This window comes from Janibacter sp. LM, assembly GCF_039631275.1.
GTDB lineage: Bacteria > Actinomycetota > Actinomycetes > Actinomycetales > Dermatophilaceae > Janibacter > Janibacter terrae.
Genome location: NZ_JBDIVG010000032.1, coordinates 1 through 24,069 on the forward strand (window position 1 = coordinate 1; position 24,069 = coordinate 24,069).

The window sequence follows — 24,069 nt, forward strand, 5'->3', positions numbered from 1 at the left end:
GCGGGTCGGACCCCGCGGAGGACGAAGGGGGGAGGTCAGCCGACCCCGAGCATCCCCTTGATCGGGTCGATCGCGAAGTAGAGGACGAAGAGCGCGGCCACGAGCCACATGAGCGGGTGGATCGCCGCGGCCCGGCCACGCACGGCCTTGATGAAGACGTAGGTGACGAACCCGGCGCCGATGCCCGCGGTGATCGAGTAGGTGAACGGCATGAGGATGATCGTGAGGAAGGCCGGGATCGCGATCTCCAGGTCGTCCCAGTCGATCTCCTTGACCTGCTGCATCATCAGGAAGCCGACGAGCACGAGCGCCGGGGTGGCGGCCTCGTACGGGACGACCGAGACGAGCGGCGACAGGAAGGTCGCGAGCAGGAAGAGCACGCCGGTCACGACCGAGGCCAGGCCCGTGCGCGCCCCCTCGCCCACACCGGAGGCGGACTCGATGTAGCTCGTGTTGGAGCTGACCGACGCGGCACCACCGGCGGCGGCGGCGAGGGAGTCGACGATGAGGATGCGCTGCGAGTTGGGCGGGTTGCCCTCCTCGTCGAGCAGGTGGCCCTCGGCACCGACGGCGACCATCGTGCCCATCGTGTCGAAGAAGTCCGCGAGCAGGATCGTGAAGACGAGCAGCATCGCCGAGACGATGCCGATCTTCTCGAAGGACCCGAGCAGGCTGAAGTCACCGAGCAGGCCGAAGTCGGGCGCCGCGACGAGCGAGCCCGGGATGGTCGGGACGTTGAGGCCCCACCCGGTCGGGTTGACCAGCTCGCCCTTGCTGTTGGTCTGCGAGCCGATGTCGAAGACCGCCTCGACGACGATCGCGAGGACCGTCGTGCCGAGGATGCCGTAGAGGATCGCGCCCTTCACCCCGCGCACGTGGAGCGTGACGATGATGAAGAGGCCGATGACGAAGACGAGCAGCGGCCAGCCGGCGAGGAAGCCGCCGACGCCCAGCTCACCGAGGGGACCGCCGGCGGCCTTGCGCACGAAGCCGGCGTCGACGAGACCGACGATGGTGATGAAGAGGCCGATGCCGACCGAGATCGCGGTCTTCAGCTGCGGCGGCACGGCGTGCAGCACCGCCTTGCGGAACCCGGTGAGGACGAGCAGCAGGATGATCAGACCCTCGAGGACGACCAGGCCCATCGCGTCGGCCCACGTCATCTCCGGCAGCTTGGCGATGCCGAAGGCGACGAAGGCGTTGAGCCCCAGACCCGCCGCGAGCGCCAGCGGGTAGTTGGCGACGACGCCCATGAGGAGCGTCATCACGCCGGCGACGAGCGCCGTGGCGGCCGCGACCATCGGGAGGTTGGGTGCGTCACCCCCGCCGAGGAAGCCACCCGTCGAGTCGGCCTGGGTGCCGATGATCAGCGGGTTGAGGACGACGATGTAGGCCATCGTGAAGAAGGTCGCGAACCCGCCGCGGACCTCCTGCGCGACCGTCGAACCTCGTTCGTGGATCTTGAAGTACCGCTCGATCGCGGAGGCCTCCACCGGAGGCGCAGCAGGGGTGGTCATGGGCGCCATCGTATGGCGCCTCAGAGGGTCTCGAGGACCTCGTCGTCGAGGATGGGGGTCCCGACCTTTTCCGGCTCGGGGGCGCCCATGTCGATCTCGGAGTGCGCACCGCAGCCGTGGTCGCGGCTCACGACGCCGCCGTCGCTCGGGCTCCACTCGTTGGCGCAGACGCCGAAGACGCGGCGCAGCTCGCCGGCCATCGGGAGGAAGTAGCCGCAGCTCTCGCACGCCGCGGGGGCCTTGACCGCCACCTCGGCCGTCGGGCCGTGCGCGCCGTCGTACCAGCGCTGGGCGGCGGTGTCCCGGCCCTCGGCGGAGAGCACGCGGGGACGGCCGAGCCCGAGCTCCCACAGCGCGACGGCGTCGACGTCCTCCTCGCCGGTCGCCTCGAAGCCGGCCACGAGGTTGGGGTCGTCGTCGATCCTGGGGGTGACGTCGCCGGGGCCGACGTCACCGGGCGCGAGGCGCTCGGCCCAGGGCAGCCACTCGGGCGAGAGGACGGCGTCGTCGCCCGGGAGCAGCTGGGACTCGCAGACCGTCGCGCTCTTGGAGCGCGGCGCGCGGGTGACGGTGACGGCCCAGGCCCAGCCGCCGTAGCCGGGCAGGGTCGCGGCGAACCAGTGGGTGCCGAGGCGCTCGGCGTCAAGGGTGAAGCCGACGTGCTCGCCGACGCCCTCCCCCTTCGTCGCCTCGAGCAGCTCGCGGCGCGCGGGCTCGACGGCCGCAGCCAGGACGGCGTCGGCCTTGGGCCGAGCCTTGGCCCGGGTACGGGGCTGCGTGGCACTCTCGGTCATGTCAGCCCTCCAGGTCGTCGGCGATGCGACGCAGGACCTGGGCGACCTTGGCGCCGTGGCCCCTGTCGGGGTATCGGCCGCGGCGCAGGGCGTTGCCCACGTCGTCGAGGAGCTTGATGACGTCCTCGACGATCGCGGCCATGTCCTCGGCCGGCTTGCGGTCGCGCTGGCGGATGTTGGAGCTGACGCTCGGCGGGGCGTCGAGGACCTTGACGGACAGCGCCTGGGCGCCGCGGCGGCCCTCGACGATGCCGTAGTCGACACGGGTGCCGCCCTTGAGGGTCGTCAGACCCTCGGGCAGGGCGTTGGCGTGCAGGAAGATGTCCTCGCCGTCGTCCCCGGAGATGAAGCCGAAGCCCTTCTCCGCGTCGTACCACTTGACCTTGCCAGTGGGCACCGTGCACCTCTTGCTCGTCCTGCGTCTGGATGGGCGCACGGATGTGCGCCAACCGCAAGGCTAACGCGTGGGAGCCGAAATCCGGTGGTCGGCTGTCGGTGGCCGGGGGCAGGATGTCCCCTCGTGACCGCGCTGCCCAAGGACGTCCCCACCTCCGAGATCGGCAACGGCCTTCCCGGCTTCTGGCGGGCGCTGCCGCGCGAAGGGAGGTTCCTCCTCTCCACGGTCGCCCTCCAGCACCTCGGGCGGGGCATGACGCTGCCCTTCACGGTCATCTACCTGCACGAGGTGCGCCATGTCGCCCTCGACACGGCGGGTTCGATCATGGCGCTGCTCGCCCTCGTCGCGGCGCTGGCGGCCGCGCCCATGGGCAGCCTCACCGACCGCCTCGGCGCGAGGTGGATGCTCATCGTCGCGGGCGTCTGCCAGAGCCTCGGGGCGATCGCGATGGCCTTCGCCGTCACCGTCCCCGTCGCCGTCCTGGGCGCGGCCCTCATGGGGCTGTCGGCGAGCATCGGCTGGTCCGCCGCCAACACCTTCATCTCCGCGCTCGTGCGGGGACCGCTGCGGCAGCGGTACTTCGGCGTCAACTTCGCGCTGCTCAACCTCGGCATCGGCGTCGGCGGTCTCGTCGCCGGGGCCTTCGTCGACGTCACGCGGCCGGTGACCTTCGAGGCGATCTTCCTGGTCGACGCGGTGCTCGTCCTCATCCCGGGAGCCTGGCTGCTCGGCCCCCTGCGCCACGTGCACGCGCGGGCCGAGGCGCCCGACGACGACGGCCCGCGGCCCAGCTACGCCACGGTCCTGCGGCTGCCGGGCATGCGCTGGGTGCTCCTGCTCGCGGTCGTCTCGAGCTTCGTCGGCTACGGGCAGCTCGAGGCGGGCATCCCGGCCTTCGCGCGCACCGTCTCGCAGGTCGGCACCGAGACGATCGGCGTCCTCTTCGCCGCCAACACGGCCGTCATCGTGCTCCTGCAGTTCTGGGTGCTGCACCGCATCGAGGGCCACCGCCGCACCCGCGTCGGCCTCATCATGCTCGTCATCTGGCTCGGCGCCTGGGGCGCGATGGGCCTGAGCGGGCTGCTGCCGGGCACGCTCGCGGCCGCCGTCCTCGTCGTCCTCTTCGGCGCGCTCTTCGGCCTCGGCGAGACCCTCCTCCAGCCGACCCTGCCGGCGATCACCAACGACATGGCACCCGACCACCTGCGGGGTCGGGTCAACGCGGCGCAGTCGACGGCCTTCATGACCGGCGGCGTGCTCGGCCCGCTCGCCGCGGGCTTCCTGCTCGACCGCGACCTCGGCGGCGCCTTCATCGGGACCATCGTCGCCGGCCTCGTGCTCACCGGCTGGGTCATGCTGCGGCTCGAACGGCTCATCAGCCCCGAGGTCAACGGCGTGGCCCGGACGGCCTCGCCGACCGGGTCGTCCGTCGGCTGAACTACCGTTGTGTCGGTGCGCTCCCTCGCCGAGGACATCCGCCACCGCTCCGACGAGGAGCTCGTGGCCCTGCTGGAGCTGCGCCCGGACCTGGCCCGGCCGCAGCCGGCCGACCTGACGGCACTGGCCGCCCGGGCGAGCACCCGTGCCAGCACCGCCCGCGCCGTCGACCACCTCGACCTGCCGCACCTCACCGCGCTCCAGGCCTGCGCCCTCACCGGCAGCACCGACCCGGCGGTCGTCGCCCCCCTCCTGGGCACGGACGAAGGGGGCGCCGCCCCCCTCCTCGAGGACCTCACCGTCGCCGCCCTCCTCTGGCGTTCTCCGGACGGACCGGTCCTCGCCCGGACCGTCACCGACGTCCTCGGCCCGCACCCCGCGGGGCTCGGCCCGACGTCGCAGGACCTGGGCCACGCCCTGCCGGACGACCTCGAGGAGGCGGTCTGCTCCCTTCGCCCGGAGCCGCGACGCGTCCTCGAGCGCATCGCCCAGCACGGACCCACCGCGGCCCGGCCGAGCGACCCCGAGGGGCGCACCGGCCTCGCCGTGGCCGACCTGGTCGACGCCGGGCTCGTCGCCCCGGCCGACGCCGACCACGTCGTCGTGCCGCGCGAGGTCGCCCTGCACGTGCGCGGCGGACGCCTCCTCCAGACCCCGCTGACCGGACCCGAGATCGCCGCGCGCACGGCCGACGCCGGCGACGTGGACCTCGCCGCCGCGGCCTCTGCGACCGAGGCGCTCGCCCTCGTCGACGAGCTGCTCGACCACATCGAGGCCGCCCGCCCCCGGGTGCTGCGCAGCGGGGGTCTCGCGGTGCGCGACCTGCGCTCCCTCGCCGGCAAGGTCGACGTCGACGAGCCGAGCGCGACCTTCCTGCTCGACCTCGCGCTCGGCGCCCACCTCATCTGCGACGACCAGGCGGCGGAGCCGACGTGGCGGCTCACGACCGCCGTCGAGGACTGGCGCTCGCACACCCCCGCCGAGCGCTGGACCTCCCTCGCCGGGCCGTGGCTGCACTCCCTGCGCGCCGGCGTAGTGCCCGCGCCCGACGACGGGGGCCGCGTCAACGCCCTCTCCGAGGGGATGGTCTGGCCGCCGGTCCGTGCCCTGCGCCACGACCTGCTCGAGATCCTCGCCGCACTGCCGCCCGGGACCGCGCCCACCCCGACCGAGCTGGTCGCGCTGCTGCGCCACCGCCGGCCGCGGCGCATGCCGCACCAGGCCGACGAGGTCGTCGCCGGGCTTGTGAGGGAGTGCGAGGCCCTCGGGATCACCGGCCGCGGCGCGCTCGGCTCCTTCGGCCGGCTGCTGGGTACCGACGAGGCCGCCGCGACCCGGGCACTCGCCGCCCTCGTGCCCGAGCCCGTCGACCGGCTCCTCCTCCAGGCCGACCTCACCGCGATCGTCCCGGGCACCCCCGTCCCCGAGCTCGCCGCGCTCCTGCGGCGCAGCGCGGTGCTCGAGTCGCGCGGGGGCGCGGGCGTCCACCGGTTCACCGAGACCTCGCTGCGCGCGGCCTTCGACGCCGGGTTGACCGCCGACGACCTGCTCGAGACGCTCGCGCGGTTCAGCGCGACCCCGGTCCCGCAGCCGCTCGACTACCTCGTGCGCGACGTGGCCCGGCGCCACGGGCAGCTGCGGGTCGGCACCGCGGGCAGCTACCTGCGCAGCGACGACCCGACCCACCTCGAGACCCTGCTGACCCACCGCGACCTCACCCACCTGCAGCTGCGCCAGCTCGCCCCGACCGTCCTCGTCTCGCCCGTGGGGCCGACGGTGCTGCTCGAGGCGCTGCGTGAGGTCGGCGCCTCACCCGCCCTCGAGGGCGTGGGCGGCGTCGTCTCGGTCCGGCCGCCCGGCCAGCGGATCACGCCGCGGCGCGAGCGCCCGGTCGTCGAGGTCGCCCCCGAGCCCTCGCCCGACGTCCTGCGTCGGCTGCGCGAGGGCGAGGTCCGCGCCGAGCACCAGCGCCGCGTCGACGACGACGGGGCGCCGACGATCCCCGCGCTCGACCCGGCGAGCAGCTCGGCGCTCCTGCGCGAGGCCGTCGCCGACCGGGCAGCCGTCTGGCTCGGCATCGCCGACGCGACCGGCGCGACCAGGCGGATGCTCTTCCACCCCACCGCCGTCGAGGGCGGCAGGGTGATCGGCGAGGTCGACTCGACGCTGCAGATGTTCTCCCTGCACCGGATCACCGGGGTCGTCGCCCCGGGGTGAGGATCCCCCTTCGTCAGGCGCCCGTCAGGGCCTTGACCACCCGCGACGGCGAGGGCTTGCCGAGCTGCTCGGCCATCCACACGCTCGTGGACACGAGGGCGTCGAGGTCGACGCCCGTCTCGACACCGGCGCCGTCGAGCATCCACACGAGGTCCTCGGTCGCGAGGTTGCCGGTCGCCGACTTCGCGTACGGGCAGCCGCCGAGACCGCCCGTGGACGCGTCGACGACGGTGACGCCGGCGCGCAGCGCGGTCAGCGTGTTGGCGAGCGCCTGGCCGTAGGTGTCGTGGAAGTGCACGCCGACCCGGTCCGTCCCGATGCCGCGCCGCTCGAGCTCCGCGAGCAGCGCCTCGACGTGCCCGGCGGTGCCGGTGCCGATGGTGTCGCCGACCGAGAGCTGGTCACAACCGAGGTCCATGAGCTCGGCGCAGGCGTCGGCGACCTGCGCCACCGGCACCGGGCCCTCCCACGGGTCCCCGAAGCACATCGAGACGTACGCGCGGACCCAGAGCCCGGCGTCCTGCGCCCGCTGCACGACCGGCGCGAACATCTCGACCGACTCCGCGCGCGAGCGCCCGAGGTTCTTCTGCGCGAAGGTCTCCGTCGCGCTCCCGAAGATCGCCACGGCACCGACCCCGGCCTCGAGCGCGCGGTCAAGACCTCGCTCGTTGGGCACGAGCACGGGACGAAGGGGGCCCTGCCCCGCCTCACCGAGCTGGTCCAGCAGCTCGGTCGCATCGGCGAGCTGCGGCACCCAGCGCGGGGAGACGAAGGAGGTGGTCTCCACGGTCTCGAGGCCGGCGGCGACGAGGCGGCGGACGAACTCGGCCTTGATCTCGGTGGGGACGCTCGCCTTCTCGTTCTGCAACCCGTCACGCGCCCCGACCTCGTAGATCGTCACCCGCTCGGGCAGACCCGTCAGCGGCTCGGTCTGCGGCAGTACACGACTCATGAGGACCATGCTCCCATCACGTACCGTGGTGCCGGGCCCGGGACACCACGGGTCAGGGAGGACACCACAGATGAGCCAGGACCCGTACCCGTCGCAGCGGCCCGACCCGCGGGGCACGGACCCCTACGTGTCCGACCCGTACGTGCGCGACGACGAGCCCGCTCGCCCGCCGGCGTACGAGCCCGGCGCCCGACCGCCCGCCCCGATGGGGCCGGGCCCGGCGGGACCGGGCCTGTTCGCGCCGCCGCCCTACGGGCACCTGCCGCCACCGGCGCCGGTCAATGTCTCGGCGATCGTCCTCGTCGTCTTCTCCGGCATGGCGATGGCCTCTGGGTACTGCTGCGTCGCCGGCATCCCGGCGCTCATCCTGGGCATCCTCGGCCTGACGAAGAACGCCACCGACCCCGAGGGCGCGCGGCGCCTGACCAACATCGGCTGGATCACCTTCGGCGCGCTCCTGCTGCTGACGGTCCTGGTGGTCGTCGGGTTCTTCGTCGTCGTCGTCGCGGCCGGGAGCTCGACGTGAGCCTCGACGGCGCGCTCATCGTCCAGAGCGACAAGACGCTGCTGCTCGAGGTCGACCACGAGCGCTCGGCGGACGCGCGGCGGGCCATCGCCCCCTTCGCCGAGCTCGAGCGCGCCCCGGAGCACATCCACACCTACCGGATCACCCCGCTCGGCCTGTGGAACGCCCGGGCTGCCGGCCACGACGCCGAGCAGGTCGTCGACGCCCTCGTCACCCACTCGCGCTACCCCGTCCCGCAGGCCCTGCTCGTCGACATCGCCGAGACGATGGACCGCTACGGCCGGCTCGTGCTGGACAAGGACGGGGAGCAGCTCGTGCTGCGCGCCACCGACCGCGCCGTGCTCACCGAGGTCATGCGGCACAAGAAGATCAAGCCGCTGCTCGGCGAGATGCTCTCCCCCGACGAGGTCGTCGTCCACCCCTCCGAGCGCGGCACCCTCAAGCAGGAGCTGCTCAAGGTCGGCTGGCCGGCCGAGGACCGCGCCGGGTACGTCGACGGCGAGGCCCACCCGATCGACCTGACGCAGGACGGCTGGGAGCTGCGGCCCTACCAGCAGCAGGCCGTCGACGGGTTCTGGGACGGCGGGTCGGGCGTCGTCGTGCTCCCGTGCGGGGCGGGCAAGACGCTCGTCGGCGCCGGCGCGATGGCCGCCGCCAAGGCGACGACGCTCATCCTCGTGACCAACACGGTGAGCGCGCGGCAGTGGAAGGACGAGCTCCTCGAGCGGACCACGCTCACCGAGGACGAGATCGGCGAGTACTCCGGTGCGCGCAAGGAGATCCGCCCGGTGACCATCGCGACCTACCAGGTCCTCACGCTCAAGCGCAAGGGCATCTACCCGCACCTCGACCTGCTCGACGCGCGCGACTGGGGCCTCGTCGTCTACGACGAGGTGCACCTGCTGCCCGCGCCGATCTTCCGCATGACCGCCGACCTGCAGGCCCGCCGGCGCCTCGGCCTCACCGCGACCCTCGTACGTGAGGACGGCCGCGAGGCCGACGTCTTCTCGCTCATCGGGCCCAAGCGGTTCGACGCGCCGTGGAAGGACATCGAGGCGCAGGGCTACATCGCCCCGGCCGACTGCGTCGAGGTCCGCGTGACCCTGTCCGACGCCGAGCGGATGGCGTACGCGGTCGCCGAGCCCGACGACCGCTACCGGCTCGCGTCCTGCTCACCGGTCAAGCTCGGGATCGTCCGCACGATCGTCGAGCAGCACCGGGGCGAGCCCACGCTCGTCATCGGCCAGTACCTCGACCAGCTCCACGAGCTCGCCGAGCAGCTCGACGCCGACCTCATCACCGGGGAGACCCCCGTCAAGCAGCGCCAGGAGCTCTTCGCCGACTTCCGCGAAGGGAGGTCGAGCCTGCTCGTCGTGTCCAAGGTGGCCAACTTCTCCGTCGACCTGCCCGAGGCGAGCGTCGCGATCCAGGTGAGCGGGACCTTCGGCTCCCGCCAGGAGGAGGCCCAGCGCCTCGGTCGGGTCCTGCGGCCGAAGGGGGACGGCCGCACGGCGCACTTCTACACCGTCGTCACCCGCGACACCGTCGACGCGGAGTTCGCCGCCCACCGGCAGCGCTTCCTCGCCGAGCAGGGGTACGCCTACCGGATCCTCGACGCCGACGACCTCTAGCCCGATCGGGCCTCCCCGGGTCAGAGGATCGAGTCGAGGAACTTCCGGGTCCGTTCGTGCGAGGGGTTGCCGAGGATCTGGTCCGGGGTCCCCTGCTCGAGCACCTGGCCCCGGTCGAACATCATCACCTTGTGCGAGACGTCGCGGGCGAACTTCATCTCGTGCGTGACGATGAGCATCGAGATGTCGGTCGAGTCGGCGACATCGCGCAGCACCTGCAGCACGTCACCGACGAGCTCCGGGTCGAGCGCGGAGGTCACCTCGTCGAGCAGCAGGATCTTGGGGTCCATCGCGAGCGCGCGGGCGATCGCGACGCGCTGCTTCTGACCTCCGGAGAGACGGCTCGGGTGCTCGTCGGCGCGGTCCTTCAGCCCCACCTGGTCGAGCAGGGCGAGCCCGCGCTCGCGCGCCTCGTCCTTGCTGCGGCCGAGCACGTGCACCGGCGCCTCGGTCACGTTGTCGATGACCGACATGTTGGGGAAGAGGTTGAAGTGCTGGAAGACCATGCCGATCTTCTTGCGGGTCGCGGCGACCTCCTTCTCCCGCAACCGGATCCGCTTGCCGTCCCGCTTGTCGTGGGTGAGCGGCCGGCCGTCGATCCAGATGTAGCCGCCGGTGAGCTCCTCGAGCGTCATGACGAGCCGCAGGATCGTCGTCTTGCCCGACCCGCTCGGCCCGATGAGCGTGACCCGCTCGCCCTGGGCGACGTCGAAGTCCAGCCCGGAGAGGACCGTGGTGTCCCCGAAGGACTTGTCGACGTCCTCGAAGCGGATGACCGGTGGCGTCGGGGACGAAGGGGGGGCCCCCGCGGTCGTCGTGTCAGTAGACAAGTGCACGCTCCAGTCTGCGGACGGCGACGGCCGTGACGAGGCTCGCCGCGAGGAAGATGAGGCCGGCGATGGTGAAGGCCTCGTTGTAGCGGAAGGTGTTGTTGCCGTACTGCTGGGCCACGGTGACCATCTCGAGCACGGTGATCGCGAAGAGGAAGGGCGTGTCCTTGAACATCGAGATCGCCCAGTTCCCGAGGGCCGGCAGCGTCGCCCGTAGCGCCTGCGGCAGGACGACGGCCCGCCAGGTGCGGCCCTGGGGCAGGCTGAGCGCACGCGCCGCCTCCCACTGGCCGCGGTCGACCGAGGCGATGCCGGCGATGTACGACTCGGCCATGTACGTCGCGTAGTGCACGCCGATGACCGCGGTGCCCACCCACATGAGGTCCCAGCTGACCGGCACGAGGAAGCTCGCGAAGAGCAGCTGGACGATGAGGGGGGTCATCCGGATGACGTCCATGACCCAGCGCAGCAGCGCCGACAGCGCCCGCGGCAGGACCTCGGTGATCACGGCGAGCAGCAGCCCGAGCGAGGCGGCGATGGCCGTGCCCAGCACGGTGACGAGCAGGGTGACCTTGACGAAGACGGAGAGCAGCTCCGGCAGCAGCTCGGCGGCGGCCTCCCAGCTCCAGAACTCCTCGAAGGTGATCGCGGGCATCATCAGATGCTCACCCCCGCTGTCGCGTGCGTGCCCCGGACGGGCATGCCGAGCCGGCGGCGCGCGCGCTTCTCGAGCTGCCTCAGGCCCTGCGAGAGCACGAGCGCGATGAGGTAGTAGGCGAGCAGGCCGACGCTGTAGGCGAAGATCGTCGCCCCCGTGCTGCTGCGCAGCTCCTCGACCTCGTAGGTGAGGTCCTGCAGCCCGATGAAGAGCGCGACCGCCGTGCCCTTGACGAGCATGATCAGCAGGTTGTTGTACCCGGAGAGCATGAGCGCCCAGGCCTGCGGCCAGATGATCCGCCGCATCCGCGTCAGCGGCGACATGTTGAGGGCGGTGGCGCCCTCCCACTGGCCCTTGTCGACCGCGTTGATCGAGCCGCGCACGATCTCGGCGCCGTAGGCACCGTAGTTGAGCCCGAGGGCGATGACGCCGGTGAGGACCGCGTCCCAGCTCACGCCGAAGAGCGGCATGACGTAGTACAGCCAGAAGAGCTGCACGACGAGGGAGGTCCCGCGGAAGAACTCGACGACGACCGTGGAGAGCCACCGCACGGGCGCGACCCGGCTGATCGACAGCAGCCCGAGCAGGACGGAGACGAGGAAGGCGACGAGCGCCCCGCCGAGGGTGAGCTGGAGCGTGACGAGCACGCCCTCGCCCAACCGCGGCAGGGCATCCCGCAGCGCGTCGAGGTTCTCGGTCACTTCGCGTCGGGCAGCTCGCCCGCGCAGAGCTGCTCGGTGGTCAGGTCACCCTTGGGGCGCTCGGCGTCGGTGAAGCCGAACTCACCGATGACCTCCTCGTAGGACTCCTTGTCCTTGGTGATCTTGGCGAGCTCCTTGTTGTAGGCGTCGCGCAGCGTCTCGTCCTCCTTGCGGAAGACGGTCGCGCCGGCGCCGACCTGCTCCTTGCCGTCGACGACAGCGACGAAGGGCTCGGTCACCTCGACCTTGGCGTCCGGGCTCTTCTCGGCCATCGCGCGAAGGGAGATCCCCGTGAGCGCGAAGACGTCACCGCGGCCGCGGGTCACCGCGTCCATGCCGTCCTGCGGGCTGCCGACCTCGGTCGCCTTGATCCCCAGGGACTTGGCGTAGTCGGACTCGATCGCGCCGGACATCGTGACGAGCTTGGCGCCCGACTCCTTGACGTCGTCGAGGTCCTTGAGGTTCTTGGGGTTGCCCTCGGGGACCATGAGCGCGGTCGTGTAGAGGATCTCCGGGTCACCGAAGGAGGCCTGCTTGCACCGATCCGGCAGGATCGACATGCCCGCGGAGATGACGTCGAAGCGTCCGGCGTTCAGGCCCGGGATGAGCGAGCCCCACTCGGTCTTGACGCCCTTGACCTCGTTGATCCCCATCTCCTTGAAGATCTTCTTGTGCAGCGCGATCGTGGCGCCGGTGAGCTCGCCGTCCTTCTCGTAGGAGTAGGGCTCCTCGCCGGCGAAGGCGACGGTGACGGTGCCCTTCTCCTTGAGCTGGGCGAGCTTGTCCCCCGACCCTTCGCTCTCGGAGTCTGAGCTCCCGCAGGCCGCGAGGGCCAGGGCGAGCATGAATGCGGCGGATCCGGCCAAGGTACGAGAGTGACGCACGACTACCTCCCCCTCGGAGGGTCTTCCCCAGGGCGCTCCCGGTCCGCCGAGTCCCTCCACCAGACCAAATCGAGGGGCGAAGGGGGGCGCAAGAGCCCGCGCGGACCCCCTTCGTTGTGAGTCCGTGACCTGCCGGGGACACCTCGCCCCAGAGATCTCCCAGCCAACGCCCAGACACCGGGCGCACACTCGATACGGTGAGCACCTCAGCCATCTCCCCGGACGAGAGCCCCTGCCTCCTCGTGGTCGAGGACGAGCCCAACATCCGCGAGCTCCTCGCCACGTCGCTGCGCTTCGCGGGCTTCGAGGTCCAGGTCGCCGGCGACGGGCAGGCCGCGCTCGACGCCGTGCACCGCCTCGAGCCCGACCTCATCGTCCTCGACGTCATGCTGCCCGACATCGACGGCTTCGAGGTCGCCGCCAAGCTGCGGGCCGCCGAGCGCCGCCAGCCGATCCTCTTCCTCACCGCCCGCGACTCCCTCGACGACAAGCTCAAGGGCCTCACGGTCGGGGGCGACGACTACGTGACCAAGCCCTTCTCGCTCGAGGAGGTCATCGCTCGCATCCGGGTCATCCTGCGGCGCACCCAGGACGTGCCGAGCGCCGAGTCGGTGCTGCGCTTCGCCGACCTCGAGCTCGACGACGAGGGCCACGAGGTGCGCCGCGCGGGCCGGTCGATCGACGTCTCGCCGACCGAGTTCAAGCTGCTGCGCTACCTGATGCTCAACCCCAACCGGGTGCTGTCCAAGGCGCAGATCCTCGACCACGTCTGGGACTACGACTTCCGCGGCGAGATGGGGATCGTCGAGTCCTACATCTCCTACCTGCGGCGCAAGATCGACACCGACGGTCTGCCACCGCTCATCCACACCAAGCGCGGCTTCGGCTACGTGCTGCGACTTCCGCCGGAGTGAGCGTGGAGCGGGTCACCGCGCCCCTGGTGCGCAAGCTCGAGGCGATGCCGCTCACGTGGCGGCTCATCGTCATCCTGCTGACCCTGCTGATGACCGGCCTCCTGGCGACCTCCCTCACGACCGCCTACCTCCTGCAGCGAGACCTCAAGGCCAATGTCGACGACCAGCTCCGGGCCGTCGCCGAGCCGGTCGCCGAGGACACCTCCGGCCTCCTGACCAAGGGCGAGGAGGACACGAGCTTCTACCGGCAAGACATGCGCTCGGGACCGACCAACTTCTTCTTCGTCCGCCAGCCCGCCGACGGCTCCCCGTGGCAGTACCGCCTGCCGACCGGTGAGACGACCCAGCCCGATGTACCGTCGCTCGCCCTGGACGACCCGCGGGTGCGGACCCGCCAGCCCTTCACCGTCACCTCGGCCGACGGCCGGACCCGCTGGCGCTTCATCGCCGGCCCCTACACCGACGGCTCGACCTTCGCCGTCGGCATGCCGATGACCGGGGTCAACGAGGTCATCCAGCGCTTCGCCGTGGTCACCGCGGTCGTCGGCCTCGCGGCCCTCGTCACCTGCGGGTTCCTCGGCTGGTTCGCGACGCGCCGGGCCTTCCGCCCCCTTCGTCGCATCGAGGACACCGCCGCCGCGATCGCCGCGGGCGACCTGGCCCGACGGGTACCCGTGCGGCACAGCCACGACGAGGTGGCCAGCCTCAGCGAGTCGCTCAACTCGATGCTCGGCCAGATCGAGCGCAGCTTCGCCGTGCAGGAGGCCTCCGAGACCAAGATGCGCCAGTTCGTCGCCGACGCCAGCCACGAGCTGCGCACCCCGCTCGCCACCGTGCGCGGGTACGCCGAGCTCTACCGGCAGGGCGCCGTCCAGGGCCCTGCCCAGACGAGCCAGGCCCTGGAGCGCATCGAGGGCGAGGCCTCGCGCATGACCGGCCTCGTCGACGACCTGCTGCTCCTCGCCCGCCTCGACGACCAGCGACCGCTCGAGCTCGCCGAGGTCGATCTCGTCGTCCTGTGCGCCGAGACCGTGCACGACGCCCGCGCCCGCGCGCCGCACCGCCGCATCCAGCTCGTCGGCCTCGACGGCGAGCTCACCCCGGTGATGCTGCGTGGTGACGACGGCCGGCTGCGGCAGGTGCTCAGCAACCTCATCGGCAACGCGCTCATGCACACCGCCGACCACGTCCTCGTCGAGGTGCGCACGGGTCAGGTCGGCGACCGTGCCGTCATCGAGGTGCGCGACCACGGGGCCGGCATCGACCCGCGCGTCGCAGAGCGCGTCTTCGAGCGCTTCTTCCGCGTCGACAAGGCGCGCTCGCGCGCCCGGGGCGGCAGCGGCCTCGGGCTGGCGATCGTGGCCGCGATCGTCTCCCAGCACCACGGCTCGGTGACGGTCCTGGAGACCCCCGGCGGCGGCGCGACCTTCCGCGTCGAGCTGCCGGCCGGCGCTCCGGTCCGCCCCGCCCGCGTCTGACCCCCTTCGACCCCGCATTCCCCTAGGGCAATGCAGACGAACGGTCGCACAGGAACCCCACAGGTGGGGCCAAGGGTCGTCCGAAGTCCGCGCGCGAGAGTGAGGGCACCGCTTCGGACAAGGAGACCTGATGAGCCAGCCCACCGCGCCGCTGCCGCCGCACCAGCCGCGACAGGACGGCCCCACGCCGACCACCCCGTACACGACGGCACTCGCCGCACCCCCTCCGCCCCGCCTGCCGCGGCACGGGGGGCGCCGGTTCGGTGAGCTGGCCGCTGTCGGCCTCCTGTCCGCGGCACTCGCCACCGGCGGCACGTGGGGGGCCATCAGCCTCGCCGACACCGGCCCGGCCACGGTCGCGACCGCGTCCGACGCGGCCTCCAGCGCCGCGGACGTCGTCCCGGTGAGCAGCGCCGCGAAGACCAACCCGGACTGGAACGCGGTGACGGCGGCCGTCTCTCCGAGCGTCGTGTCCATCACGGTGCAGGGCAACGGGTCCGGCGGAGAAGGCTCCGGCGTGGTGATCGACACCAAGGGCCACGTGCTGACCAACCACCACGTCGTGAGCGGCGCCGGCGACAACCCCCAGATCACGGTGACGCTCGCCGACGGCAAGACCTACGAGGCGACGATCGCGGGCGAGGACGCCTCCACCGACCTCGCCGTGGTGACGCTCGCCGACCCACCCGAGGGCCTCACGCCGATCACCGTCGGCTCGTCCGCCCAGCTGCAGGTCGGCGACCCCGTCATGGCGATCGGCAACCCCCTCGGCCTCTCCGGCACCGTGACCACGGGCATCGTGAGCGCGCTCAACCGTCCCGTGACGACGAGCTCGAGCGAGGGCCAGGGCCAGTCGCCCTTCGGGCAGCCGCAGGGCGCGCCGGTCGTGACCTCCGCGATCCAGACCTCGGCCGCGGTCAACCCGGGCAACTCCGGAGGGGCGCTCGTCGACGCTGCCGGCCGGCTCGTCGGGATCAACTCCTCCATTGCCAGCCTCGGTGGCTCCGGCGGGCAGTCCGGCAGCATCGGCATCGGCTTCGCCATCCCCGTCGACGAGGCGAGCTGGATCGCCCAGCAGCTCATCGAGGACGGCTCGGCCCAGCACGCCTTCCTCGGGGTCACCCCGAGCGACGGCACCGCGACCCAGGGGGCCGCGAGCCGGTCGGGCGCGAAGGTCGAGTCCGTCTCCGGCGGTAGCCCCGCCGCCGAGGCGGGCCTGCGCGAGGGCGACCTCATCGTAGGCGTCGACAAGACGCCGGTCTCCTCGGCCGAGTCCCTCGTCGGGCTCATCCATGCGCACAAGATCGACACCACCGTCGACCTCGCGGTCATCCGCGACGGCAAGGAGCTGTCGATCACGGCGACCCTGGGCACCGCGCCCACCACGACCTCCTGAGGGACCGCTCCTCGTTCAGGCGACTCACAGGTCGATGCCAGCGGCGTCCAAGCCGGGTGTCGCAGGATGGTCGCAGGAGCACAGGAGAGGGAAGCAACGCGTGCACGATCGTCTCCTCCCCCGACACCGGCACCGACTTCCTCTGGCTCCCACAGGGGTGCTACCCCCGCCTTCGGGTGTGGCGTCTGAAGGCGGCGCTGAGTAGCCGAACTCATGCCCCCGGTGTGCCGACAACGGCACACTGGGGGCATGAGCATGTCAGGAGACCCGGTCCTCGAGAGGGTGCGCGCGATCGAGGACGACTTCGCGGACGCGATGTCGCGCATGTACGGAGTCGGCAACGAGCTGGCCCGCCTCCGTTCCCACCTCGCGACCGAGGCCACGCCCGAGCACCGGGCCCCCACGGCGGCCCCCTCCGTCCCGGTCGTCGAGGTCGGTGACGAGCTCCCGGCCGCGTCGGCCACCCCGCACGACCTGCCCGCGCAGACCGCCCCCGTGCCGGGGCTCGTGACGCCGCCGCCGGCGTCCCATGCTCCCGCCGCAGCCGCTGCTCCCCCCGCACCCGCCGTCCCGCTGCCGCCTACGATCCCGTGGTGGCAGCGCGACGGGCTCGTCGCCAAGCTGCTCGCCGTCGTCGGTGCCGCCATCACCCTCATCGGCGTCGCCTTCCTGCTCGCCCTGGCCATCCAGATGGGGTACTTCGGCCCGGTCGCCCGCGTCGTCAGCGGCGCGCTCCTCGCGGGCGCGCTCGTCGGGGCCGCGGTGCTCGTGCGCCGTCGCCCGGCCGGGACCGTCGGTGCGCTCGGTCTCGCCTCCACCGGCATCGCGACGGCCTACCTCGACGTCCTCGCGGTCACCTACGTCTACGCGTGGGTACCGCTCGCCGTCGGCATGGTGCTCGCCGGCCTGATCGCGCTCGGCGGCGTCCTCCTGGCCCGGGCGTGGGACAGCCAGCTGCTCGCGACGATCGCCGTGCTCGGCGTGGCCCTCATGGCACCTTTCGTCGGCATCGACCACGGCCTGCTGACCGGCGCCTTCCTCCTCGTGCTCACCGCGGCCACCTGGCCGGCGCACATCGGCCGCCGCTGGCACGTGCTCGAGGCGGCGCGCATCGTCCCGACCGCGCTCTTCCTCTCGGTGCTCGCCGTGGCCGCGGAGCGGGCCGGCCTCGCGGCCCTGCTGGCGGTGCTCCTGGCCCTGCTCGTCGTCGGCAGCACCCTCGCCGGGGCCCGCACCGCGCGGCTGCCCGACCAGCTCGGCGTCCTGCTGCCCGTCGGCATCGCGCCCGCCGTCTTCGCCGGCCTCGCCGCCGACGACCGGTGGGTCGGCGCCGGCCTGCTCGTCGTCGCCACCTGCCTGCTCGTGCTCGTCGCCGTGCTGGCCGACCAGACCCCCGGCACACCGATCCACCTGCGCCTGCAGGAGATCGCCCTCGCGACCGCCGGCGTCACCTCGCTCCTCACGGCGCTGCGGCCCGTGACGAGCGGCGAGTGGGCCGTCCTCGCGATCGTCGGCACCGCCCTCGTCTGGGCCGTGACCGCTCTGGTCTCCCGGCACGTCGCGACGCTCGTCGTCGCGTCCTGCCTCGCGGCCCTCGCCACGATCGCCGGCCTGAGCCTGCTCCCCTTCGTCGTCCTGCGGGGCGAGGCCGGCTTCATCGGCGGCGCCCAGCTGGCCTCGGCGATCGGCCTCGTCGCGCTCCACCTCGTGCTCGCCCGGGCCCTGACCGGCCGCGCGCCGGCACTCGAGCCGGCGCTGCCCCGCGCGCTCGTCGCGATCGCGGTGCTGAGCGCCGGGGCCGCCGTCGTCCTCGGTGGGGCCCTCCTCGGCAGCGCCGTGGACGATGCCCGCGGCGGGTTCACGGCCGGCCAGACCGGTGCCACCGTGCTCTGGATGGCGATCGCCGCGACCCTGCTGCTGCGGGGCCTGCGCGGCTCCGCCGTCGCGGTGCCCGCCGGGCTGGCCCTCGCCGCGCTGGCGGTCGGCAAGCTGCTCTTCTTCGACCTGTCCTTCCTGAGCGGCATCCCGCGGGTGCTGAGCTTCATCGTCGCGGGGCTGCTGCTCCTCGGGATGGGCGTCGGCTACGCGCAGGCCCTCGAGCGGACCCGTCGCGAGCAGCCGGCTGTGGATAACCCGCCGGTCCCGAGCCCGATCCCTCCTACCGTCTGAGGAGGACCGGGCCACTCGGGCCCGGCCACCAGCGAAGGGGACCAGCATGGCCACGTTCACCGTCAACACCGAGCAGGTCGCGAGCAGCTCCACCGACGTCGCCCGCATCAGCGAGGACGTCGAGACGACCGTCGCGAGCATGATGAGCCGCCTCATCTCGCTCCAGGACGAGTGGCAGGGTGACGCCTCCACGTCCTTCCAGGACCTCATCAACGACTGGCGGGCCACGCAGCGCACCGTCAAGGAGAGCCTCGACGAGATCAGCCGCGCCCTCGGTGAGGCGAGCGAGTCGTACTCCACGACCGAGACGGGGGTCAAGGGGATGATGCGCCCCGGTCGGTGAGCCCGGCGCACGGCGAAGGGGGGCGGTGACCGCCGCGGTCACCGCCCCCCTTCGACCTCGGGTCACTCCCCCACCTCGTCACTCCGTGGAGATCGCCTGCAGCACGTCCATCCGGGCCGCCCGGCGGGCCGGCAGCAGCGCCGCCAGCACCCCGACGACGCCGGCCGCGACGACGAAGCCGATGAGCGAGACCCACGGGATCGCGAGCTCGGTGATGCCGTCGTCGACGAGCGCCCGCTGGATCGCGACCCCCGAGACGACCCCGAGCCCGATGCCGAGCAGTGCTCCCAGGAGCGCGATCGTCACCGACTCCAGGCGGATCATCCGGCGCAGCTGCGCCCGGGAGAGACCCACCGCCCGCAGCAGGCCGATCTCGCGCGTGCGCTCCATGACCGACAGGCCGAGCGTGTTGACGATACCGAGGACGGCGATGACGATCGCCAGGCCCAGCAGGGCGTAGATGAGGAAGAGGAGCCGGTTGATCAGGCCCCGCTGCTCGTCGGCGTAACCCTCCTGGTCCTTGAGCGTGACGAGCGGCTGCTCGGCGATGACGCCGTTGATCGCCTCCTCGACCCTCGTCTTGTCGGCGCCCTCGTCCAGGAGGATGAAGGCCGAGTTGTCGGTGCCCCGCGACCCCATGCCCTCCACGGTCTCGGTCGAGAGCAGGACCTCGGGGTTCTGCAGGGCCGGGATCTCGTCGTAGAAGCCGGCCACCTGCAGCTCCCGGGTCTGGGTGCCGATCTTCACCGTCACCGTGTCACCGACCGAGCGGCCACCCTCATGATCCGTCGAGAGCAGGATCGTCTCCCGGGTGAGGTCGGCGCTCCCCTGCGTCGTCTCGATCGGCTCCACCTGGGCGAAGCTCTTCGGCTCGATCGCGACCGCGTAGATCTGGCCGCCGTCGACGTCGGCGCTGACGAAGCGCACCGGGGAGACCTCACGCACCCCGTCGACCTGCGCGACCTGGTCGGCGACGGTCGCCGAGAAGGGCTGCCCGACGACATTGCTCAGCACGAAGTCCGCGCGGAAGGAGTCCTTGATCTGCCGGTCGATGCTCGCGGTGGCGCTCGAGGCGACCACGCCCATCAGGGCGACGAGGGTCATGCCGATCATCAGCGCGGACGCCGTGGCCGCGGTACGACCGGGGTTGCGCACGGCGTTCTGCTCGGCCATGTGGCCGACGCTGCCGAAGGCCCTGCGGAAGACCATGCCGAGCCCCGAGATGACCGGTCGCCCGACGAGCGCCGCGAGGAAGGCGACGCCGAGGACCATCCCGAAGATGCCCCCGCCGATCCACCAGATCTCCCGGGTGTCGGCGACGAAGAGCCCGATGAGGAAGGCCGCGACGCCGAGCGCGAGCACGCCGACCTCGAGCACCCGCCGGACCGGGCGGCGCACCGTGTTGGTGTCCATCGACTCCCGCATCGCCGCCACCGGCGGCACCGACCCGGCCTTGTGGGCCGGGATCCATGCGGCCAGCATCGTCACGATGATGCCGACGGCGAAGGTCGCGATGATCGTGCGTGGCGCGAAGACCAGCCCGCTCCCCGACAGGTCGAGACCGAAGACGGCGAAGAGCGCCCGGATGCCGACCGCGAGGAGCACGCCGAGCAGCAGCCCGACGGTCGAGCCGATGACTCCCACGACGAGGGCCTCGACGAGCACGGAGCGCACGACCTGCCGCCGGCTGGCACCGATCGCGCGCAGGAGGGCGAGCTCCCGACCCCGCTGGGCCACCAGGATGCTGAAGGTGTTGACGATGAGGAAGGACCCGACGAAGAGCGCGATCCCGGCGAAGACGAGCAGGAAGGTCGTGATGAAGCCCAGCGCCTGCTCGACGTCGTTGGCCGACTCGTCGGCCAGCGCCCGCCCCGTCCAGCCCTTGTAGCCCTCGGGCACGAGCGGCTGCACCTGGTCCAGCAGCTCCTGCTGGCTGACCCCGTCCTCGGCGGTGACCCACACGGACGAGTACTCGTCCTTGCCGTCCATGAACAGCTCTTGCATGGTCGCGGTGTCGAAGACGGAGATCGAGGCGCCGGCCATGCCCCCTTCGCCGAAGGTCATCGAGCCGACGACCTCGGCCTCCAGGCGCGGGGTCGCGCCGGTGGTGACGAAGGGGACCGTGTCCCCGACCGCGTACCCGGCCCGCTCCAGGGTCTTGGTGTCGACGACGACCTCGCCCGTCCGCTCGGGTGCGCGCCCCTCCACCAGCGAGATCGGCTGCACGCCGAGCTGGTTGGGGGCATCGGTGTAGTTGAAGGCGAGGGCGGGGGCGCCCTGCCCGCCGACGACCTTGCCGTTGTCCCCGACGACGAAGACCCCGAAGGCGTCGACGCTGCCGTCGGCACGCTCCGCGCCGGGCAGGTCGGCGAGCTTCGCGACCCTGGCCGCGGTGATCGCGCCGCCCCCCGACCCGCCGTACTCGTCGGTCTGCTCGGCCTGGACGACGACATCGCCGACGGTGCCGTCGAGGATCCCGTCGAAGGTGCGGCCGAGGGTGTCGGTGAAGATCAGCGACCCGGCGACGAAGGCCGTGCCGAGGATGATCGCCGTCGCGCTCATCAGCAGGCGCGCCTTGCGCGCCAGCAGGCTCGTGAAGGTCGCGCGCAGCATCAGCGGGCCCCCGCAGCCGTGAGCGCGACCATGCGCTCGAGGACGGTCTCGCGCTCGGGCTCCCACAGCTCGTCGACGATCTTGCCGTCGGCGAGGAAGAGCACCCGGTCGGTGTGGCTGGCGGCGACCGGGTCGTGGGTGACCATGACGATCGTCTGGTCGAACTCGTCGACGCTGCGCCGCAGGAACCCGAGCACCTCCGCGCCCGAGGTCGAGTCGAGGTTGCCGGTGGGCTCGTCGGCGAAGATGATCTCCGGCTTGGACACCAGCGCGCGGGCGCAGGCGACGCGCTGCTGCTGGCCGCCGGAGAGCTCACCGGGCCGGTGGCCGAGGCGGTCGCGCAGCCCGACGGTGTCGATGACGAGGTCGAACCACTGGGGGTCGGCCTTGCGACCCGCGATGGCGAGCGGCAGGAGGATGTTCTCCTCGGCGGTGAGCGTCGGGATGAGGTTGAAGGCCTGGAAGACGAAGCCGATGCGGTCGCGCCGCAGCCTCGTGAGGTCCTTCTCCCGCAGCCGGGTGATGTCGGTGTCACCGATCATCGCCTGGCCGTCGGTCACCGAGTCGAGCCCGGCGAGGCAGTGCATCAGCGTGGACTTGCCGGAGCCGGAGGGCCCCATGATGGCCGTGAACTGGCGGGCGCCGATGTCGAGGTCGATGCCGTCGAGGGCGGTCACGCTCGCCTCTCCCCGGCCGTACACCTTCGTGATCCTGTGCGTGCTCGCGGCAACCTGTGTGCCCATGTCGTCGTGCTCCCCTGTAGGTCCGTCGTGTCGCCTCAAACCTAGGCTCCTGCGGGGCGCGAGTCATGGGGGTATCCCCCCGTCAGGGCCCTGCGGCGACCACGACGACGGCGCCGCCCTGAGGCGCGAGCGCCAGCGAGCCTCGAAGGGAGGGTGCGGCCCGCCTCAGACGCGGACGCAGGCGACCTCGCGCAGCCTCGGGTGGGCGTCGTCGCCGTCGACGACGTCGCCGGTGACCCACCGCAGGGTGACCCCGTCGGGCCCGACCTCGGCGACTGCGAGGTTGTTGTCGAACCAGGGCCCCTCGGTCACGCGCCACGGGTAGGCCGGGTCGGGGACCCCCTTCGTCCGGGCGGCGAGCCACCGCATCGGCCGCACGAGGCCCCTGGCCATCTGCGACATGAGGACGCGCAGGGCACGGGGCATCGGGTTGCGGACGGGGCTGCAGACCGCCTGGACGATGCGGCTGGTGGCGCCGTGCGCGGCCGGGTCGATGACCTCGGCGACGTAGGAGTTGTGCACGTCACCGGAGAGGAAGGTGATCGTCGTCGGGGCCGTGCCGCGCTCGCCGCGGGCGACGGACATGACGAGGTCGAAGACCTCGACGAAGCCGGACTGGAAGGCACCCCAGTGCTCGAGGTCGATGACCTGGCGCAGCGCCTCGGTGGCCCGGTGCACCGGCTGCGACCGGTCGGGTCCGGCGAGCGACTCGCTGATCGCCTCGGCGTCGTGCAGACCCGGCGGCAGCATGAAGGGCAGGGAGGTCCCGATGAAGAGGTGGTCGAGGTCGCCGGTGAGCTGCTCGTCGAGCCACGCGAGCTCGTCGTCGTCGAGCATCGAGCGGCGCCCCGGCTCCAGCACCCGCGCGGCGCGGGAGTCGAGCATGATCAGGCGCGACCCGCCGAGCTGGCGGGTGTAGCTCCAGCGATACGACTCCGGCTCCTCGTCGACGCGCTCGGCGAGGGCACGAAGGGGGGCGGTCAGGTCGACCTCGCCGGGCCCGGCGCCGTCGAGCAGCGTCCAGATCCTGTCCTCGGCGAGCTCCTCGGGCGCGAGGTTGCCGATGTGCTGGTGGACCCAGTAGCTGGTGAGGCCCGCGACGAGACGCTCGTGCCACCACGGGGTCGCGTTGATCTCCTGCTGCCAGGTCCACGAGGTGTTCCAGTCGTCACGGATGTCGTGGTCGTCGAAGATCATCGCGCTCGGCAGGACCGAGAGCACCCAGCGGATCGCCGGGTCGGTCCACGCGAGGTGGTAGAGGTGCGCGTACTCGGCGTAGTCCTTGATCTCCTCGCCGGGGGGCTCCTCGAGGCTGCGCCGGGAGGCGATGAACTCGCGCATCTCCTCGCTCGTCTCGTCGGCGTAGACCTGGTCGCCGAGGAGGGCGAGGGCGTCGGGGCGGCGGGACTCCCCCTTCGCCAGGGACAGCGCGAAGGTGCGCAGCGCGTCGACCCCGTGGCTGGCGTGGTGCTCCGCGTCGTGCGGGACGCTCGTGCGGCAGGAGCCGAAGGCCAGCCGGGCCGGGCGGTCGTGGTCGAGGGTGGCAATCGTCGGGGCCGGGAAGGGCGAGTCCGCCAGGGGCCAGACCTCGCCGTCGTCGATGCGCACGGAGTAGGTGTACTCGCGGCCGGTCTCGAGGCCGTCGAGCAGGACGAGCGCGTAGTGGTGCTCCTCGACGACGAAGGTCGCGGCGCCCCAGGACCGCCCGTCGGTGTGCACGGTGACCCGGGCGGGCGCGGCGGTCTCCACCCAGATCGAGGCGTCGTGCTCGCCCACGAAGCGCAGGAGGGGGCCGAGGACGAGCGGGGAGGGTGCGGTCATCCGTCCATCCTCCCCCGCGCGGGTGGGAAGCGGCTGGGCGCGGGGCCA

General features: G+C 72.2%; 20 protein-coding genes. 9 read left to right on the forward strand and 11 right to left on the reverse strand.

What is annotated here, in order from left to right; genetic code table 11:
- Positions 1 to 35: 35 nt before the first annotated feature.
- From ABC138_RS15050 to ABC138_RS15060, 3 genes are read right to left on the reverse strand one after another with little or no spacing between them, the layout of a single operon-like run.
- Entirely contained in the window at positions 36 to 1,517 is a 1,482-nt protein-coding gene (locus ABC138_RS15050) for an NCS2 family permease (RefSeq protein WP_169701973.1), read from the reverse strand.
- A 20-nt stretch (positions 1,518 to 1,537) separates the two neighbouring features.
- Positions 1,538 to 2,311 carry a DUF3027 domain-containing protein gene (locus tag ABC138_RS15055; RefSeq protein WP_068326679.1) on the reverse strand — a complete coding sequence of 258 codons (774 nt, stop codon included), beginning with the start codon at positions 2,309 to 2,311 and terminating at the stop codon, positions 1,538 to 1,540.
- 1 nt (position 2,312) lies between these two features.
- Positions 2,313 to 2,708 (reverse strand): cold-shock protein, encoded by a 396-nt coding sequence (locus tag ABC138_RS15060; RefSeq protein ID WP_068424531.1) that lies wholly within the window; start codon positions 2,706 to 2,708, stop codon positions 2,313 to 2,315.
- A gap of 123 nt (positions 2,709 to 2,831) precedes the next feature.
- On the opposite strand from ABC138_RS15060, the gene ABC138_RS15065 reads away from it, so the two are divergent.
- Complete coding sequence (locus ABC138_RS15065; RefSeq protein WP_068326685.1) at positions 2,832 to 4,145, forward strand: MFS transporter; 1,314 nt, start codon at positions 2,832 to 2,834, stop codon at positions 4,143 to 4,145.
- Positions 4,146 to 4,160: 15 nt separating this feature from the next.
- A complete protein-coding gene (locus ABC138_RS15070) occupies positions 4,161 to 6,362 on the forward strand; it encodes a helicase-associated domain-containing protein (RefSeq protein WP_345914202.1) in 2,202 nt (733 codons plus the stop codon).
- 13 nt (positions 6,363 to 6,375) lie between these two features.
- Here ABC138_RS15070 and ABC138_RS15075 read toward each other — a convergent pair whose 3' ends face one another.
- A complete protein-coding gene (locus tag ABC138_RS15075) occupies positions 6,376 to 7,314 on the reverse strand; it encodes a hydroxymethylglutaryl-CoA lyase (protein WP_345914203.1) in 939 nt (312 codons plus the stop codon).
- A 70-nt stretch (positions 7,315 to 7,384) separates the two neighbouring features.
- Between ABC138_RS15075 and ABC138_RS15080 the strand changes: the two genes are divergently transcribed.
- Together ABC138_RS15080 and ABC138_RS15085 are read left to right on the forward strand one after the other, a co-directional pair.
- Positions 7,385 to 7,840: a hypothetical protein gene (locus ABC138_RS15080; RefSeq protein WP_345914204.1), complete on the forward strand. Its 456-nt coding sequence runs from the start codon at positions 7,385 to 7,387 to the stop codon at positions 7,838 to 7,840.
- Positions 7,837 to 9,471, forward strand: coding sequence for a DNA repair helicase XPB (locus tag ABC138_RS15085; protein WP_345914205.1), 1,635 nt, complete (start codon positions 7,837 to 7,839; stop codon positions 9,469 to 9,471). The genes ABC138_RS15080 and ABC138_RS15085 overlap by 4 nt, the downstream gene beginning before the upstream one ends.
- A gap of 20 nt (positions 9,472 to 9,491) precedes the next feature.
- Here the strand turns inward: ABC138_RS15085 and ehuA are convergent, their stop codons facing one another.
- From ehuA to ehuB, 4 genes are read right to left on the reverse strand one after another with little or no spacing between them, the layout of a single operon-like run.
- On the reverse strand, positions 9,492 to 10,307 hold the full coding sequence (gene ehuA / locus ABC138_RS15090; protein WP_345914206.1) for an ectoine/hydroxyectoine ABC transporter ATP-binding protein EhuA: 816 nt from the start codon (positions 10,305 to 10,307) through the stop codon (positions 9,492 to 9,494).
- A complete protein-coding gene (locus tag ABC138_RS15095) occupies positions 10,291 to 10,959 on the reverse strand; it encodes an ABC transporter permease subunit (protein WP_169701975.1) in 669 nt (222 codons plus the stop codon). The genes ehuA and ABC138_RS15095 overlap by 17 nt, the downstream gene beginning before the upstream one ends.
- The gene (ehuC, locus tag ABC138_RS15100) at positions 10,959 to 11,660 is read right to left on the reverse strand and encodes an ectoine/hydroxyectoine ABC transporter permease subunit EhuC (RefSeq protein WP_068326699.1); all 702 of its coding nucleotides are present in this window, start codon (positions 11,658 to 11,660) and stop codon (positions 10,959 to 10,961) included. The genes ABC138_RS15095 and ehuC overlap by 1 nt, the downstream gene beginning before the upstream one ends.
- Positions 11,657 to 12,526: an ectoine/hydroxyectoine ABC transporter substrate-binding protein EhuB gene (gene ehuB / locus ABC138_RS15105; RefSeq protein WP_338538862.1), complete on the reverse strand. Its 870-nt coding sequence runs from the start codon at positions 12,524 to 12,526 to the stop codon at positions 11,657 to 11,659. Before ehuB ends, ehuC begins: the two co-directional genes overlap by 4 nt.
- A gap of 215 nt (positions 12,527 to 12,741) precedes the next feature.
- Between ehuB and ABC138_RS15110 the strand changes: the two genes are divergently transcribed.
- The 5 genes from ABC138_RS15110 to ABC138_RS15130 all read left to right on the forward strand — a co-directional run bounded on the left by ABC138_RS15110 (position 12,742) and on the right by ABC138_RS15130 (position 18,844).
- On the forward strand, positions 12,742 to 13,458 hold the full coding sequence (locus ABC138_RS15110) for a response regulator transcription factor (protein ID WP_068326705.1): 717 nt from the start codon (positions 12,742 to 12,744) through the stop codon (positions 13,456 to 13,458).
- Between the two features lie 2 nt (positions 13,459 to 13,460).
- Positions 13,461 to 14,936, forward strand: a complete 1,476-nt coding sequence (locus ABC138_RS15115) for a HAMP domain-containing sensor histidine kinase (protein WP_345914207.1) — start codon at positions 13,461 to 13,463, stop codon at positions 14,934 to 14,936.
- Positions 14,937 to 15,066: 130 nt separating this feature from the next.
- On the forward strand, positions 15,067 to 16,332 hold the full coding sequence (locus ABC138_RS15120; RefSeq protein ID WP_345914208.1) for a trypsin-like peptidase domain-containing protein: 1,266 nt from the start codon (positions 15,067 to 15,069) through the stop codon (positions 16,330 to 16,332).
- Between the two features lie 249 nt (positions 16,333 to 16,581).
- On the forward strand, positions 16,582 to 18,501 hold the full coding sequence (locus tag ABC138_RS15125; protein ID WP_345914209.1) for a DUF2339 domain-containing protein: 1,920 nt from the start codon (positions 16,582 to 16,584) through the stop codon (positions 18,499 to 18,501).
- Positions 18,502 to 18,547: 46 nt separating this feature from the next.
- On the forward strand, positions 18,548 to 18,844 hold the full coding sequence (locus ABC138_RS15130) for a WXG100 family type VII secretion target (RefSeq protein ID WP_068326711.1): 297 nt from the start codon (positions 18,548 to 18,550) through the stop codon (positions 18,842 to 18,844).
- 78 nt (positions 18,845 to 18,922) lie between these two features.
- Here the strand turns inward: ABC138_RS15130 and ABC138_RS15135 are convergent, their stop codons facing one another.
- From ABC138_RS15135 to ABC138_RS15145, 3 genes are all read right to left on the reverse strand, one after another.
- Positions 18,923 to 21,457, reverse strand: a complete 2,535-nt coding sequence (locus ABC138_RS15135) for an FtsX-like permease family protein (RefSeq protein ID WP_345914210.1) — start codon at positions 21,455 to 21,457, stop codon at positions 18,923 to 18,925.
- On the reverse strand, positions 21,457 to 22,200 hold the full coding sequence (locus ABC138_RS15140) for an ABC transporter ATP-binding protein (protein WP_068326717.1): 744 nt from the start codon (positions 22,198 to 22,200) through the stop codon (positions 21,457 to 21,459). Before ABC138_RS15140 ends, ABC138_RS15135 begins: the two co-directional genes overlap by 1 nt.
- A gap of 165 nt (positions 22,201 to 22,365) precedes the next feature.
- Positions 22,366 to 24,021 (reverse strand): alkaline phosphatase D family protein, encoded by a 1,656-nt coding sequence (locus tag ABC138_RS15145; protein WP_345914211.1) that lies wholly within the window; start codon positions 24,019 to 24,021, stop codon positions 22,366 to 22,368.
- Between the last annotated feature and the right edge of the window lie 48 nt (positions 24,022 to 24,069).